The organism is Candidatus Enterovibrio escicola, assembly GCF_002464935.1.
Classification (GTDB): Bacteria; Pseudomonadota; Gammaproteobacteria; order Enterobacterales; family Vibrionaceae; genus Enterovibrio; species Enterovibrio escicola.
The window spans coordinates 1-16,381 of sequence record NZ_NBYY01000032.1 but is presented as its reverse complement, the minus strand read 5'-3'; the positions used below and the strand labels follow the sequence as shown (position 1 = coordinate 16,381).

The following is a 16,381-nucleotide window of genomic DNA, read 5'->3' as shown; positions in this document are numbered from 1 at the left end:
CCAACTTATAAATTAACCTAAGATCTGCATAAACGCTTACTTATCAAGCTGATTATCAAGATGACTTTGTTTGATAAGCAAGCGTTTATGCAGATCTTAGGTTAAGTAAGCACGCCCAAGGGTTGTCAGCAAACAGTGTTTTTCGACTTAAACAGCAGTGGGAAGCAAAATACGACCAGTGGCGTAAGCGCGACCTAACTAAACGGTAGTATCTCTACATTTTGGCCAATGATGTTTATTGCAAAGTTCAGATGAATGACAAGTTTTATCAGCTTGTTGTCATCGGCGTCGATGATCCCGACCGCAAGGAAGTGCTAGCCGTCGTCGATGGGTATAGAGAGTCAGAGGTTAGTTGGCTTGAAGTTCTGTCACAGCTAACATCCCAAGGTATCAGTATCGCTCCTGAATGCGCCATTGGTGATGGTCTGCAAACGGATGCGAACCACTGAGGTTAACTGGTGTAGCCTGCGAGGCTTTAAATTACTCGCGGATATCAACAAAAGCGTGAAATTCAGAGATGGAATTCATGAAACAAACGTCAATCATCAGGGTACTACCCTGGAAGCTTTACACCAGACTTGACCATAGATAATTTCAAGAAGCCTGCAGTTTCATGTAGCCACTCTGTGTCATCAGTGATAAGTAAATTTCGCATTGTAATTGGAATAGTGACGTACTTTACCTTTCGTTTAGTTTACCATTGAACTATGTATTGTTTTTATATTACACAAAGTGTAAAAGAACATACAGTGAATGAATTTTTATTCGTTTTCAGTGACGCTCATGTGTGAGAAAAAGACTAGCTCTTACAAGTAATGGCTTATGCAGCAAAGCTTTGATCCCTCGTTGATGCAATTGGTAGGAAAAGAAGTGCAGGCCATGGCTGCTAACATCTATCGTTGTTCCTTAGATAGAAATGATTTGTTAGTTCAAGGGTTGTAACCCTATCATCTACCAAGTATATAGAAAAATTGTGCCCATTATTGACTGATTGGGATGTTTACGGGAAAACAATTTCTCTATTTTATGGACGATGAAGAGATATCTAAAAACTCATCATTAACTGTGGTGTTCATACGATGAACAGATAGTAGTTTTATAGTTTGATATATGAAAAGAGTTCCTATCAAAGAATTGCAGCCACAAAAGTGTTTATCCCCATCCATCAATTTCTTCAATCAGGGATCAAAATGGCACATTACAAGCCTCTAATGAGGGATGAGCCTTCAGATATGAATCTAACGCGATCTAGTGAGTACACAAACAGGTAAGGTATATTATTAAATATCAAAGTGTTAATACATAGATGATGTGACTATTCCTCATTTAAGCTCGGGAGCCAGATAAATGAAAAAAAGGTATTGGTACTCAATTATGCTTGCCGTAGTAACTCTGATATTCACTCCTGTTATATTGAAGCAATTAAATAACTTGAAAAAATATGAGCAGTTTAAAAACATGCCAGAACCTGAATTTCCTGTCACCATCGTCAATATCGCTAACAGCCAATGGCTACCTACTATCAAGGTTATAGGTTTTATCGAACCCAATCAAGGTGTCACCCTAGCAACTCAAGTTTCTGGTGTAATTAACTATATTAATTTCGAATCGGGTAACACTATAAAACACAATGATATTTTGGTTACACTTGACTCTAAAGTGGAGAGGGCTAACTTAAAAAGCGTGGTAGCTCGTTTAGTAGCCGCAAAAACCAAGTTAGAACGCTATCATAACCTGTATAAACAAGGATCTATATCGAAAGAAGCACTGGATGAAGTTGAAGCAAAATTTTACTCACTTAAAGCTGATATCGAAAGTTTGAATGCCGAAATTGACCGCCGACTCATTACGGCTCCATTTGACGGAGTTGTCGGTTTGCGCAACGTTTTCATGGGTCAGTATCTCCAAGCAGGTTCAAACATTGTCCGCCTAGAAGATACCTCGGTGATGAAACTACGTTTCACTGTACCACAAACAGAAATCGCTAACATTACATTGGGTCAGCAAGTTGATATTTCCGTTGATGCGTATCCTGAGTCTCCGTTTTCTGGGCAAATCAGTGCCATTGAACCCTCAGTCAATGCTCAGAGCGGTGTAATTCAAATCCAAGCAGATATCCCTAATAACGAAGGCCAATTGCGTGCTGGTATGTTTGCCCGTGCCAAGATTATTTTACCGATCATGGTCGATCAAATTGTGGTTGAACAAACAGCGATTAATTTCACGCTGTATGGTGAAAATGTGTATGTCCTGCGTGAACAGAATGGAGGAATTAGAGCTTTTCAGAAAGTGGTTAAAATTGGTGAACGGGAAGGCCACGTTGCGCATGTTTTAGATGGTTTAAACATCGGGGATAAAATCGTTACATCTGGTCAAGTTCGCTTAAGTAACGGTGATAAAGTACGTATCGTAAAAAGCGATCTCTTGACACTACCGATCGAACTACCGCAACTTTAAACGAGGTTGTCATGCGATTTACTGATATATTTATCCGGCGTCCGATCTTATCAATATCTATCAGTATCATGATAGCGTTACTGGGCTTTCAATCGTTGCTAAAAATGCAGATCCGAGAATACCCAGATATGACTAATACGGTGGTAACTATAAACACCAGTTATTACGGTGCTGAGGCTAACTTGATACAGGGGTTTATTACCACGCCACTTGAGCAAGCAGTAGCTCAAGCCAATAATATCGATTTTATGATATCAGAATCGGGACTCGGTAGCTCGACGATCACAGCATATATAAAACTCAATACCAATCCCGATGCCGCTTTAGTCGACATCCTAGCCAAAATCAATTCGGTGAGGGCTCAACTTCCTCGCGACGCTGAAGATCCGTCGATCAACATGTCGACAGGATCAACAACCGCAGTAATGTATGTTGGTTTTACTTCGGATAGCTTAAATTCAAGCCAGATCACCGATTATTTGGAACGAGTTATCAAACCTCAATTATTCATAATTAACGGGGTTTCTAAGATCGATTTGTTCGGTGGTATGAAATATGCCCTCCGTGTATGGTTAGATCCGGAAAAAATGGCTGCATTCAACCTCACAGCAACTGATGTGATGGGGGCACTTAGCGCTAATAACTATAAGTCTGCAATTGGTCAAGTTATTGGTACGTATATGATGTATAGTGGATCAGTCAGTACTCAAGTATCAAACATTAACGAACTTGCACGTTTGGTGGTCAACACTCGTGGAAATCATGTCATTCGCCTAGGTGATATTGCTGAGATATCTCTTGAAAAGAGCCACGATGTGTATAGGGCAACTGCTAATGGCTCAGAGGCTGTTGTAGTAGCCATCAATACTGCACCGACCGCCAACCCCATTAAGATTGCCGCAGATATTTTGGTATTATTGCCAGAACTTGAGCGCAATATGCCCAACACAATCAAAATGAACGTGATGTATGACTCTACGGTCACTATCAAAGCATCAATTCAAGAAGTGGTAAAAACCATCATCGAAGCAGCTTTGATTGTACTCGTGGTTACTTCTCTGTTCCTAGGGTCCTTCCGCTCGGTGATTATACCAATCATTACGATTCCACTCTCTTTGGTCGGTGTCGTAATGATGATAGAAGTATTCGGGTTTTCACTTAACCTGATTACCTTATTGGCAATGGTTCTGGCCATTGGTCTCGTGGTTGATGATGCAATTGTGGTACTGGAGAATATTGACCGACACATTAAACTGGGAGAGTCTCCATTTAGAGCTTCTATTATCGGTACTCGGGAGATTGCAGTTCCGGTTATTGCCATGACTATGACTTTGGTAGCAGTTTATGCTCCTATAGCGATGATGAGCGGTGTCACAGGATCCTTATTCAAGGAGTTCGCACTGACGCTATCAGGATCAGTATTTGTGTCTAGCATTATCGCATTGACGTTGTCACCGATGATGTGTTCAAAAATGCTTAAAACCAATAAGACACCCAGCAAATTCGAATCCTTCATCCACCGCTGTCTCGACAATATAACTGAATGCTATATCCGCATATTGGTTAGTATTATGTCGATCCGCTCGGTGATCATCACATTGTCCGCTATTATCTTTATTTCCCTCCCTATCTTGTTTAAAATAATCCCAAGTGAACTTGCACCCGTAGAAGATAAGGGAGTACTGGTGATGATGGCCACTGCCCCATCGACCGCTAACCTAGATTACATTCAAAATACCATGAATAAAGTCAACCAAATACTGGATGAACAACCTGAAGTGACATTTTCACAAGTATTTTCTGGTATGCCTAAATCGAATCAGGCATTTGGTATCGCCTCATTAGTTCCGTGGAACCAACGCGAAGCTAGTCAACGAGAACTAGTTCAGCGGATGGGTAATTTAGTTAAAGATATTCCAGAAATGGCTGTTGGTGCCTATCAGATGCCTGAATTACCAGGAGCCTCGTCAGGCTTACCTATCCAGTTCGTGATCACTACCTCGAACAGCTTTGAAGACTTGTATCAAATCGCGGTCGAGGTATTAGCTGAAGTGAAAGGTAACAGCCAGTTTGTTTATTCAGATCTTGATTTAAACTTCGATTCAGCCTTAATGAAAATTAACATCAATAAGGACAAAGCAGGTGCTTATGATGTGACTATGCAAGAAATTGGTATAACCCTCAGCACAATGATGTCCGATGGGTATGTTAACCGTATTGGTCTAGATGGTCGCTCGTATGAAGTCATCCCGCAGGTAGAACGTAGGTATCGTCAAAATCCAGAGTCAATAAAAGGGTATTATGTCCGGTCTAAGAATGGGGAGATGGTTCCACTTGTCTCGTTGGTCACCATTGATGTTGTTGCAGGCCCCCGCACCCTGCCACACTTCAACCAGCTCAACTCAGCTACCATTGGTGTTGTTGCAGCACCTGGTGTGCCTATGGGATACGTTATTGACTGGTTTGAGGAAATAGCTGCTGAAAAACTCCCTAGTGGCTACCTGCATGATTACCTAGGTGAAGCGAGGCAGTTTGTTAGCGAAGGTGATGCATTGTTTAGTACCTTTTTACTTGCACTAGCTGTTATCTATTTAGTCTTGGCGATCCAGTTTGAATCACTCCGCGATCCACTCGTAATTTTAATATCCGTGCCATTAGCGATCTGTGGTGCATTGATTGCACTTGCATCGGGTGCAGCGACAATGAACATTTACTCCCAAATTGGAATCATAACCCTTATGGGGTTAATAACCAAACATGGTATCCTTGTTTGCGCCGTTGCTAAAGAAGAGCAACTGCGAGGCGGTCTAAACAAGATGGATGCGGTCATCAAAGCTGCGAGAGTGCGTCTTCGACCAATTCTAATGACTACAGCTGCAATGATTGCTGGTCTCATACCTCTGATGTATGCCACAGGATCAGGAGCTGTGCAGCGTTTTAGTCTCGGTATTAGTATCATTGCTGGTTTGGCAATTGGCACATTATTTACACTATTCGTTTTGCCCGTAATTTATTCTTATATAGCGAGCAACCATGAGCAACGCCCTATTTTTATTGAAGATTACCATCGCTAAGAAATATAAAAGACAATAACGGGCTAAAAAACGGTATCCGTATACAAAGCTATTTTTCGCTGACCGACAATGCAAATAAAAGCACTCCATTCAGAGTGAAATCCCTTTTTATGGATCTGAATTCTAAATACTGAGAAATAAGTTTTTGATAAAAATCAGATAGTTGCCTAGATCTAGATAGAGTAGAAATTAACAAAGGAGTAATGTATGTTTGATCCAAAAAAACTTGAGCAAGTCATCAAGCAAATTCAAGATTCAATACCAAAATCTGTGAAAGATCTGGGTAATGATATTGAACAGAGAGTGTATGAAGTTATTCAATATCAGCTAGCTAAACTGGATGTAGTTAACCGTGAAGAATTCGATGTACAAACGCAGGTACTGCTCCGAAATCGTCAAGAGTTGGCTGCAATGGAACAAAAGTTAATTGAACTTGAACAAAGGCTTAACGAAAAAATAGAAGTGTAGCAGTATATTAATATATACAAACCAAAACTTTTAGAGTTTATTAAATTCTAATTTGTTGGTATAGTATTAATCTTGGATTTAGATAATAACTGTGATACTTATGGATCAGTGTAAAAGGGAAGCAAACTACCTAAGAAGTACGCTCTTTTCCACAAAAAAACAAGCAATATTACCATTGAATATCAGAAATCTACCTTGGTAACAAAATACCAAATTTCAGATCTTTTGGAACGGTGTATTTTCAATCTCCGATATCGAAAATACACCGTAAGCATAATGCTTATTGCCCTAAAATTACTCAAGATATATTGATAACTCAAGATATATTGATAAATTATCGCAAGTGAGTAAAGCAAATATAAGATATCAACAGATCATAGAGCTTTCATTCCTTATGCACAGCTCAGATCAGTTAAAAACTGTCGTACATCAGACTTAAATTTAAGGGTAACTATTAGATTAAGTCTAAATTTGTACACCTAACTGCCAACGGCAACATGTTTCATATTAGTCATGAAACGCCGCAATTTATGACCAATACACTCTACTCGATGATTGCGAATTCTATTATTGACAGCAATCAGAGTGGCGTTATCGGCATCGTTGTGCGTATTTCCTAGTCCTTTACCGATAACATCCGTCCCTACACTTGGCATGAATTTCTCGCGTAATAATGGAGTTACAACGTTCGAAAATAAGTAGTTACCATATTCAGCGGTATCTGAGATAACCAAGTTCATTTCGTAGAGACGCTTACGTGCAATGGTATTCGCAATCAATGGCAATTCGTGCAGTGATTCATAATAAGCAGATTCTTCAACAATCCCTGCTGCAGTCATCACCTCAAACGCAAGTTCAACGCCAGCACGTACCATTCCCACCATCAAGATACCGTTATCGAAATATTCTTGCTCAGAGATCTTGATATCTGCATTGGGATAATTTTCAAACATTGTCTCCGCGGTTTCTGCGCGCCAACCTAACAATTCTACATCATCATTTGCCCAGTCATCCATCATTTTTGATGAGAAATGGCCGGATATAATGTCATCCATATGTTTATTATATAGTGGACGCATCAAAATTTTGAGATCCTCAGACAACGAAAACGCAATGATTTTTGCTGGATTAGACAATCGATCCATCATGTGAGTGATACCTCCGAATTTCATGGCTTCAGTGATAGTTTCCCAACCAAACTGGAGCAGTTTACCAGCATAAGAGGGATCAATATCATCAGCGATCATTTTTTCGTAGCACACAATAGAGCCTGCTTGCAGCAGGCCACATAAGATGGTTTGTTCACCCATCAGATCTGACTTAACTTCTGCAATAAACGACGAATCAAGTACACCTGCTCGGTGCCCTCCCGTTGCAGCAGCCCATGCTTTCGCAATTTCATGACCGTCACCGTTTGGGTCATTTTCATGATGAACTGCAATCAGTGTTGGGACACCGAAACCACGCTTATATTCTTCTCGAACCTCGGTACCTGGACACTTAGGAGCTACCATCACTACCGTGATGTCTTTACGAATTTGTATCCCTTCTTCAACAATGTTGAAACCATGTGAGTAACCTAAAGAAGAACCTATTTTCATCAGTGGCATCACTGTGTTGACAACACAGGTGTGTTGCTTGTCAGGTGTAAGATTAATAACCAAGTCTGCATGTGGAATTAAATTTTTATAGGAATCAAAGTGAAAGTTATTCTCTTTTGCATTCTTATAAGACGCGCGCTGTTCGTTAATTGCAGTTTGACGGAGTGCATAAGATACGTCTAAGCCTGAATCTCGCATATTAAGACCTTGATTTAGACCTTGTGCGCCACAGCCAATAATAACTACTTTTTTACCTTTAAGGTAATCCGCTTCTTTGTCAAATTCAGCATTCTCCATAAAGCGACAAATACCCAATTGTCCTAATTGTTCGCGAAAGTTCAAGGTATTAAAATAGTTAGACATGTTAAATACTCCATAAAGAACAATCTATCCTTGGATAAGGTAGATATCAAAACTTACTGCATCAAGATTTATTGATCATAGATCAGGTGTTAAATTGCTTAAAGTTATTTTAGTGTAAACCTGATGTTAATCAGGTCATTTGCTCTAAGCAATATGTTGCTTACCTTTTCAAAAGGTCAACAGTTTGTTACAGGCATTGTGGAATGTTCCGTAGAGTAAAACGCGTTAGGCTTAATAGCCTCTAACAGAACTTTGAAGCAATCTAAAATTTAAAGTAAGCAAGTACAATTGGTCTTCCACCTAATCTATCAAGCATGTGAAGAAATTGCCGTGATGATGTTCAATGACCTCCCTTCAGAAAAGAGCCAAGGCGCTTGAACCCTTCATGCTCATCGTCAGTAATCTTGCAAGCGCTAATAACTCTGCCTCTACCATACATTCACCTAGGTGGTGCAACATGTTCTTATGCAGCCTACTAGAGATATCATGTGTCCTAACAGGATTTATAACCAGTAGAAAATTTATTTTCTAGACGGAAATCAACTTATTGAATATATGACTGATTATTTATATCCGTGATCATTGAATGTGCTTTATTTTTAATAAAAGGAGAATCATAGCTAACCTGAGCTGTACATAAGAAATGAACTAAATATTAAAGTCGCGATCTGATCGTTTGAAAAAGCTATTAACTGTATAAGGACTTGGGTATGAATAACTTAAACTCTATTTTCGTCGATGTCGACGACTGCTGCCAAACTTTCCTCCCTTCATGGGAGACACACCTAATTTCTTCCGGTTTCAAACAAAGAAACAAGCCTTTTTGCCTCTCAATTAGCGAAGGGATGACGATAGTAATAGCTTTCCATCAATCGGGGTATCGAGACTTCAAAACCTATTAGTTCTACTTTGTTTTCCTCTGCCTCACCAACGAATTTCTTGAATTAGTCAGCTACACTAGCATGCTTAAGCTCATGCAAGGTATTCTGGATGTAGTTGTTGATTTAATCAACAACTCCCATTGAAACTGTCCGTGTACCAAAATGCAATATTGAATATAGACAACAGATTGGAAAGTAAATTTAATGATTTTCTTCAATCAAAATACCCACATTTTTCATAGAAACTTCAACAACCTGCTCTTTTATCCACGAAGGATAAACTGTATATATACAAGCCTGACAATTTAGGCAACATGACTAACGTCGATAGCATTGGTGTCCACTACGATCGATATCGTGCTCTTTAATCGTTTTTTATACTGGAACAAACGACATTTAACGACAACGGTAGCTTGAATAAGCTACCATGTAGAAATAGGTATTTTACACGAACAACAACCTATTAAATAGATGATCGTGTCTATAGAACCTTAACGCAATTCTAAAATTTTAGACTAACCATAGACCAGTGATTTATTTGCCATTGATACGGTTTAGCAATACTGACAGATCCATTTATTGGTCTTCTGCTAACCAACGTGCCACATCTTTTGCAAAGTAGGTAAAAATACCGTCTGCACCTGCACGCTTAAAACACAGTAATGATTCCAGTACTGTTTCTCGCTCATTAATCCAGCCATTTTGTACAGCTGCTTTGTGCATTGAAAATTCACCAGAAACTTGGTAGGCGAATGTGGGAATCTTCAGTTCTGTTTTCACACGATAAATCACATCCAAATATGGCATGCCTGGTTTCACCATCACCATATCTGCTCCTTCATACATATCCATTTCCACTTCTTGCAAGGCTTCATCACTATTAGCTGGATCCATCTGATAGTTTTTTTTATCACCTCCTTTCAGGTTTGATGTGGATCCGACTGCATCACGAAACGGACCATAGTAGGCAGACGCATATTTAGCAGAGTAGGCCATTATTTGAGTATGAATATAACCCTTATGTTCTAATGCCTCACGAATTGCACCAATGCGACCATCCATCATGTCAGACGGTGCAACAATATCTGCGCCCGCTTCTGCATGAGATAACGCCTGCTGAATAAGTACTTTCGTAGTTTCATCATTGAGTACGTAGCCCTTTTCATCTATCAGACCATCTTGTCCAGACAACGTATATGGGTCTAACGCCACATCTGTGATTACTCCCATGTTAGGTAAATGTTTTTTCAGCAAACGTACCGCTCGTTGCACCAGTCCCTCTCGAGTATAAGCTTCAGATGCACAAGCCGTTTTAAATTCTTGGGGTATCACAGGAAATAACGCGATCGCAGGGACTCCCAACTTTACAAGTTCTTCTGCTTCATTCAGCATAATGTCAATAGACAAACGCTCAATACCCGGCATAGATTTAATATCTTCACGTCGTTTATTTCCCATGGAAATAAATATTGGGTAAATCAAATCACTCACTGATATCTGGTTTTCTGCCATCAAACGGCGGCTAAAATCATGTTTACGTATTCGTCGCATGCGGCGAGATGGAAACCTTCCTTGAATAAACACGGTCACAACATTCTCCTTAATACAGTCTTGTATTGTTGGTTTTGATGATATCTGATTTTCGGAATACTGTAATCAGTCTCCCACAACAAATCTTATAAAGCTTGAAGGTGTAACTAGGCGTTGTTAATTAACCTAATCTGCGCATAAGAAATGAACTATTAACTGCATAAGGACTGGGGCATGAATAACTTAGACGCTGTTATCGTCGATGTCGACGACTCCTGCCAGACTTTCCTTTCGGCATGGGAAAAACACCTAATTTCTTCCGGTATCAAACAAAGAAATAAGTCTTCTCGCCTCTCTGTTAGCGAAGTTATGACGATAGTGATAGCTTTCCATCAATCGAGATATCGAGACTTCAAAACCTATTATATCCACGTTGTTTGTCGCTACCTCACCAACGAATTTCCTGAATTAGTTAGCTACCCGCGAATGTGCAAGCTCATGCAAAGTGTTCTGGTTCCGCTTTGTTTTTACCTCACTCACCATCAGGTAATGCCTATAGGAATTGCCTTTGTTGATTCGTTTAAGTTACTGGTTTGTCACAACCTACGCATTCTAAGACATCATGTTTTTAAAGGTACAGAGAAGCTAGAGAAAGGAATGATGTGGTGGTTCTAAGGTTATAAATTATACTTTTATTATCAATGAGTAACGTGGAATCATCTAAGTCCAACTGACGCTGAATAACGTGGATGATAGAAAGTATATCGGAAAGGGTTGACGCGTTTTAGGGGTGTTGATACGGAGATAAAGGTTATATTTCTGGTCCATTTAAGCGGGAACTTTCAGATAAGGGAGTGACACTGATAATGGGTATAAAAAATATGAAACCTAAAGTGATGAAACTTTGGGACCGTCTCATGCTCCGGAAACGATTTATTATCGAAACCGTTTTTTACCAACTAAAAAACATATCCCAAATCGAGCATTCTCGGCACGGTAGTTGTATCAGCTTTATGGTCAAGTTGCTGGCGGGGCTTATCGCGTATTTATTTCAACTAAAGAAGCCGAGTATCAAGATGACTAGGTTTGATAAGCAAGCGCTTATGCAGATCTGAGGTTATTTATTAATGAATATAAGAAAGAAGAAACTCACCTCATAATGGATTATGTATTCAATCCGTAGGTTTTCATGCAAGACGTACATCTTTATCTTGTTAAAAATACTGTTAAAAATCCTGATATTTGCATTAGGTGGACACTAATGCCATCACGTTGCCAGTCAAGCTGATGAAGATTCCAATTTATTGAGTATATAAACCAGACAACAATGGAAGTACACTCTGGTATGTAGTTTATTTCCTACAAAGTGTAGGGTGCGTAATAGCTGATAATTTCCTGTTGCTGTTTTAGTTTGCGATCCTCAATAGAAAAGGATTATATCCAAAGGTCACAGCATTAATATAGCATACTTGACAGTATTGGCCGTTGAGTATTTGGGTACTAATAATGAGTTCAAAAACAAATCACAACTTCACTTATGGTTTATACCTTACAAATATGCAAATATTTCCTGCTTATTTTAATTATGGAAATTCTTTATCAGAGTTTTAGAAACTAGGGTAGATTCTGTTATTTTTCAATATCATACCATAAAAATACTGGAGATCCGATGAAACGCGATTTATCGATGGCTTTTTTACGAGTAACAGAAGATGCAGCACTAGCAGGTTATAAATGGCTTGGACGTGGCAACAAAAATGCCGCTGATGGCGCTGCCGTAAAAGTAATGCGTATTCTGCTGAATAATATCGAAATAGAAGGTGATATTGTTATTGGTGAAGGCGAAATGGATGAAGCGCCAATGCTCTACATCGGTGAAAAAGTTGGCCTTGGTGGTGATGCTGTAGATATCGCGGTTGACCCTATCGAAGGTACACGCATGACTGCTATGGGTCAATTAAATGCATTGGCCGTACTAGCAGCCACAGAAAAAGGAGGCTTCCTTAAAGCTCCCGATATGTACATGGAAAAATTGTGCGTCGGTCCAGCCGCAAGAGGTTCAATCAACCTTGACTTACCGCTACGCGACAACCTCATTAATATCGCCAAGGTATTGGGAAAAACCCTAAAGGAATTGGTCGTCACCACATTGGCGAAACATCGCCACGCTGACACTATTCGTGAAATGCAAGAAATGGGTATAAAAATATTTGCTATCCCAGACGGTGACGTTACGGCCTCTATATTAGCCTGTATACCAGATAGCGAAGTTGATATAATGTACAGCATTGGAGGTGCACCTGAAGGAGTTATTTCAGCTGCAGTTATTCGCGCACTGGGAGGTGACATGAATGCGCGTCTTCTACCATGTCATGACGTGAAAGAAGACAACGAAAAAAACCGCCGTATGGGTGAAGTGGAAATTGCACGCTGTAAAGCAATGGGTATTGAAACGGGCATCTGCCTGAAGATGAGAGATCTTGCCAGTAGTGACGACGTGATTTTCTCTGCTACTGGTATCACTAGGGGTGATTTGCTGGAAGGTATCACTCGAAAAGGCAATATCGCAACCACAGAAACTCTATTAATCCGTGGGAAATGTCACACTATTCGTCGTATTAAGACAACACATGATCTTGACCTAAAAGATGACGCTGTGAAAGCTATTATACTCTAAATTAGCTAATTCCCCTTCGATTTGTATAAGTGTATATTTTCCAAACCGAGGTATTTTGATATTAGGCTTTTTTGTTGGAACGTATACGCAATGAGTTCATCAATCAGGTTGACTATAAAGATCCTCTTCACTCCTATGCCGAGAATGCTCGATTTGGGATATGTTTTTTAGTTGGTAAAAAACGGTTTCGATAATAAATCGTTTCCGGAGCATGAGACGGTCCCAAAGTTTCATCACTTTAGGTTTCATATTTTTATACCCATTATCAGTGTCACTCCCTTGTCTGAAAGTTCCCGCTTCAATGGACCAGAGATATAACTTTTATCTCCGTATCAACACCCCTAAAACGCGTCAACCATTTCCGATATACTTTCTATCATCCACGTTATTCAGCGTCAGTTGGACTTAGATGATTCCACGTTACTCATTGATAATAAAAGTATAATTTATAACCTTAGAACCACCACATCATTCCTTTCTCTAGCTTCTCGGTACCTTTAAAAACATGATGTCTTAGAATGCGTAGGTTGTGACAAACCAGTAACTTAAACGAATCAACGAAGGCAATTCCTATAGGCATTACCTGACGGTGAGTGAGGTAAAAACAAAGCGGAACCAGAACACTTTGCATGGGCTTGCACATTCGCGGGTAGCTAACTAATTCAGGAAATTCGTTGGTGAGGTAACGGCAAAGAAAGTGGATGTAATAAGCTTTAAAGTCTTGATACTCCGATTGATGGAAAGCTATCACTATCGTCATCACTTCGCTAACTGAGAGGCGAGAAAGCTTGTTTCTTTGTTTGATACCGGAAGAAATTAGGTGTGTTTCCCATGAAAGAAGGAAAGTCTGGCAGAAGTCGTCGACATCGACGATAACAGCGTCTAAGTTATTCATGCCCCAGTTCTTATGCAGTCAATAGTTTATTTCAAATGATCAGATCACGACTTTGGCATGTAGTTCATTTCTTATGCGCAGATCAGGTTAATTCAATATAGTATTTTACTATTTCTAGAAGGCATTTATAAAATATATAAGTCATAATCGAATGTATCAAGCAAGCGAAATATAGAATATTAACACGCTGTCGTCGGTTATGTATTCAATAGATTTTTCTTCCTGTAGCTTTTATCTTTTGCAAGGTAAGCCTTATAGGGATTGTTGTCCTTTTAGGTATGCGGATTTAGTGAGTGAAATGGGACTTTTAAAATCCATTTCAAATTCTTTAATCAAAGTTGATATGCTCGAACCATAGTTCGTTACTGTTTGCGGTTCCGCAGCCATATCAAACAAGCTAATGGCATCATCAGGAATTGGATCTCGTTGATATAGTGGACGTTTCACTTTTTGGAATCTTTCAGTAAATAGCATCTTAGCCCTAAGAGCTTCAAAGCTATAACCTCGACCAGTACGGTTCATAACTCGAATGAGGTTGTTGAGACTTCCCGTATAAGCATTCGTTATTGGATGATCAAAGCACGCAAAAACTTCATTGTGCCAGTTACCCATAGCTTTGATTAGCGGATCGAAATACCGCGTCATTTCAGGTGAAACCAGTCGTAGCCAAGCGTAGTAAGCTTGCTGAGCTTCATCACGCGTATGACTGTTCCAAATGACAAAGAAAGACTCTTTAAGTTCGCAAGCTTCTCCCATTTCGGGATAGTTAAGTATCCAGCCAGAATAACGTAAGTATTCCGCATCTGAGAGTTCGTGCTTTCGCTTTAGCAGTACAAACCTATCCTTTAGTAGTCCACGGCGCTGTTGTGGCGTAAGTTGGCTACGTATTGCTTTTTTTGCACACTCTAACGACTCGTTAGCCATTTTGACTACGTGGAACTTATCTATGACGATAGTGGCATTCGGTATCATGGTTTCTACCGTATCCTTATAAGGATGCCACATGTCCATTGCGATAAATTCAATACGCTCTCTGTCTTTGCGTTTTCTAAAGTAGTGAAGTAGAGTTGATTTATTACGGTTGTTGAACATATCAATGACTGTTTGATGCTCAATATTGGTTAACACGCATCGAGGTTTCTTGATGATATGAATTTCATCAATTCCTAACCATTTTGGCATTTCGAATTTCAGTTGTTCTTCTTCACGCTCGCAGTAATCTTGAAATATGTTACGGATTGTTTTTTCATCCACACCTATATCATCTGCAATACTTAAAAATGTACGTTTCTGGCTCTCTCGCTCGATGTATTCAATAAGCCGTTTAGTCATCCTACGTTTTTCATCTTTGCGCGATACAAGCTCGTAAAACGTCTTATTACAACTTTGGCACTTAAAACGTTTACGATTTAGGTGGATGCCGACACGCTTGCCGTGCATGAGAATTTCGGTTCTTTTCCCAAAACCAACGAGATCAGATGTGTAATAGTGGATGCAAAATAAAGGCGGGTATTTTAGTTCAGCGTAAACCTGATAATCATACTCAGATTCATGAACCTGATTAACATTGTAGTCAGGCCAATTCAAAATATTTGTCATAGTTAAAAAGAAAGGAGCCGAAGCACCTTGCTGTCACTCCACTTCTACTACATCATCAATGCTAGCCTCAGCGTACAACTTTTTGGATAGCCAGCCGTGGCCAAAAAACTCTTTAACCTCTTCCAGCGTTTCACAGACCTTGCCGCTAAAACGGTCACGCTCATCTTTCCTTCTAGTGCGACCAACTTGATGACAGATGAATTTTCCGCCTTTGGTCTTGTAAAGAGATAACTCTGTCCAACGATCAGTTTGACCGTTATCACTACTGCCAATAGCTTGATTGTCAGAACTAGCCGCATTTGCTACCAGTTCACCAGTAAAGCGAACGTTTGGCGCGTTACCAATATCAAGTGTAAATGTTTCCATGTAAGAGTCCTCGTCTATGTCAATTATTTGCTCTATCTCAAGTACGCTGTAATTAATGCTGCTGAAATCAGAATCCAGATAGTCAGCCAATTCGTGTACATTCAGCTCGTCACCCTCTTCATCAACAACCGTAACGCTTTCTACAGACCAAACATCATCATGTCCCTCGGTTCCCTATAGACAGAGAGTCGGAGTCGCATTCGTCGTAGTTAAAGCCTTCGGTGTAAGTAATTTTTATACCATCTAAGGTTGAGGTTTTAGAAGCCAAACTAAAAACGTGAGGAATATCGTTCAGATCAAAAGATTCGTTTTCTTCGTTCCACTCTTCAACCTGACGATCAAGACGCTTTAAAACTTCGCAATCTTGTTCTCGCTGCCAGTCGTTGCGAGCTACCAGAGTTTCAAATTCAGCAATAGAGATAGTTTTCATGGTTAAATCCTTGTCTTCTCAGAGTCGTCGCTGAGTTCGG

10 protein-coding genes and 4 pseudogenes are annotated in these 16,381 nt (G+C 39.8%); 8 read left to right on the top strand and 6 right to left on the bottom strand.

Annotated features, from left to right (window positions below; all coding sequences use genetic code 11):
- Positions 1-101: 101 nt before the first annotated feature.
- The 5 genes and pseudogenes from BTN49_RS18365 to ubiK all read left to right on the top strand — a co-directional run.
- Positions 102-425 (top strand): annotated as a pseudogene (locus tag BTN49_RS18365) (transposase); the annotation flags it as partial.
- Positions 421-582 (top strand): hypothetical protein, encoded by a 162-nt coding sequence (locus BTN49_RS16740; protein ID WP_190319357.1) that lies wholly within the window; start codon positions 421-423, stop codon positions 580-582. The pseudogene BTN49_RS18365 and the gene BTN49_RS16740, both read left to right, overlap by 5 nt.
- Positions 583-1,347: 765 nt before the next feature.
- On the top strand, positions 1,348-2,457 hold the full coding sequence (locus tag BTN49_RS10415; protein WP_097357118.1) for an efflux RND transporter periplasmic adaptor subunit: 1,110 nt from the start codon (positions 1,348-1,350) through the stop codon (positions 2,455-2,457).
- 11 nt (positions 2,458-2,468) lie between these two features.
- On the top strand, positions 2,469-5,531 hold the full coding sequence (locus tag BTN49_RS10410) for a multidrug efflux RND transporter permease subunit (RefSeq protein ID WP_097357117.1): 3,063 nt from the start codon (positions 2,469-2,471) through the stop codon (positions 5,529-5,531).
- A 207-nt stretch (positions 5,532-5,738) separates the two neighbouring features.
- A complete protein-coding gene (ubiK, locus tag BTN49_RS10405; RefSeq protein ID WP_097357116.1) occupies positions 5,739-5,999 on the top strand; it encodes a ubiquinone biosynthesis accessory factor UbiK in 261 nt (86 codons plus the stop codon).
- A 479-nt stretch (positions 6,000-6,478) separates the two neighbouring features.
- Here the strand turns inward: ubiK and ilvC are convergent, their stop codons facing one another.
- Positions 6,479-7,963 (bottom strand): ketol-acid reductoisomerase, encoded by a 1,485-nt coding sequence (gene ilvC, locus BTN49_RS10400; RefSeq protein ID WP_097357115.1) that lies wholly within the window; start codon positions 7,961-7,963, stop codon positions 6,479-6,481.
- A 710-nt stretch (positions 7,964-8,673) separates the two neighbouring features.
- On the opposite strand from ilvC, the pseudogene BTN49_RS13405 reads away from it, so the two are divergent.
- Positions 8,674-8,952, top strand: a pseudogene (locus tag BTN49_RS13405) (IS982 family transposase); the annotation flags it as partial.
- A gap of 468 nt (positions 8,953-9,420) precedes the next feature.
- On the opposite strand, the gene hemB reads toward BTN49_RS13405, so the two are convergent.
- Positions 9,421-10,434, bottom strand: a complete 1,014-nt coding sequence (gene hemB / locus BTN49_RS10395) for a porphobilinogen synthase (RefSeq protein ID WP_097357114.1) — start codon at positions 10,432-10,434, stop codon at positions 9,421-9,423.
- Between the two features lie 174 nt (positions 10,435-10,608).
- Here hemB and BTN49_RS22605 point away from each other — a divergent pair.
- Together BTN49_RS22605 and glpX are read left to right on the top strand one after the other, a co-directional pair.
- A pseudogene (locus BTN49_RS22605) lies at positions 10,609-11,489 on the top strand (IS982 family transposase).
- 554 nt (positions 11,490-12,043) lie between these two features.
- Positions 12,044-13,051: a class II fructose-bisphosphatase gene (gene glpX, locus BTN49_RS10385; protein WP_097357113.1), complete on the top strand. Its 1,008-nt coding sequence runs from the start codon at positions 12,044-12,046 to the stop codon at positions 13,049-13,051.
- Here the strand turns inward: glpX and BTN49_RS22600 are convergent.
- The 4 genes and pseudogenes from BTN49_RS22600 to BTN49_RS16305 form a co-directional block, all read right to left on the bottom strand.
- Positions 13,016-13,946 (bottom strand): annotated as a pseudogene (locus BTN49_RS22600) (IS982 family transposase). The gene glpX and the pseudogene BTN49_RS22600 sit on opposite strands and share 36 nt — an antisense overlap.
- A 252-nt stretch (positions 13,947-14,198) precedes the next feature.
- On the bottom strand, positions 14,199-15,545 hold the full coding sequence (locus BTN49_RS10375; protein WP_199399563.1) for an ISL3 family transposase: 1,347 nt from the start codon (positions 15,543-15,545) through the stop codon (positions 14,199-14,201).
- Positions 15,546-15,578: 33 nt separating this feature from the next.
- On the bottom strand, positions 15,579-16,001 hold the full coding sequence (locus BTN49_RS16310) for a hypothetical protein (RefSeq protein WP_199399562.1): 423 nt from the start codon (positions 15,999-16,001) through the stop codon (positions 15,579-15,581).
- Positions 16,002-16,068: 67 nt separating this feature from the next.
- A complete protein-coding gene (locus tag BTN49_RS16305; protein ID WP_199399561.1) occupies positions 16,069-16,341 on the bottom strand; it encodes a hypothetical protein in 273 nt (90 codons plus the stop codon).
- Positions 16,342-16,381 lie beyond the last annotated feature (40 nt).

Excerpts from the sequence above, each read along its gene's own strand:
- BTN49_RS16740 (WP_190319357.1), top strand. The coding sequence starts at position 421 with ATGGTCTGCAAACGGATGCGAACCACTGAGGTTAACTGGTGTAGCCTG.
- BTN49_RS10415 (WP_097357118.1), top strand. The coding sequence starts at position 1,348 with ATGAAAAAAAGGTATTGGTACTCAATTATGCTTGCCGTAGTAACTCTG.
- BTN49_RS10410 (WP_097357117.1), top strand. The coding sequence starts at position 2,469 with ATGCGATTTACTGATATATTTATCCGGCGTCCGATCTTATCAATATCT.
- ubiK (WP_097357116.1), top strand. The coding sequence starts at position 5,739 with ATGTTTGATCCAAAAAAACTTGAGCAAGTCATCAAGCAAATTCAAGAT.
- ilvC (WP_097357115.1), bottom strand. The coding sequence starts at position 7,963 with ATGTCTAACTATTTTAATACCTTGAACTTTCGCGAACAATTAGGACAA.
- glpX (WP_097357113.1), top strand. The coding sequence starts at position 12,044 with ATGAAACGCGATTTATCGATGGCTTTTTTACGAGTAACAGAAGATGCA.
- BTN49_RS10375 (WP_199399563.1), bottom strand. The coding sequence starts at position 15,545 with ATGACAAATATTTTGAATTGGCCTGACTACAATGTTAATCAGGTTCAT.
- BTN49_RS16305 (WP_199399561.1), bottom strand. The coding sequence starts at position 16,341 with ATGAAAACTATCTCTATTGCTGAATTTGAAACTCTGGTAGCTCGCAAC.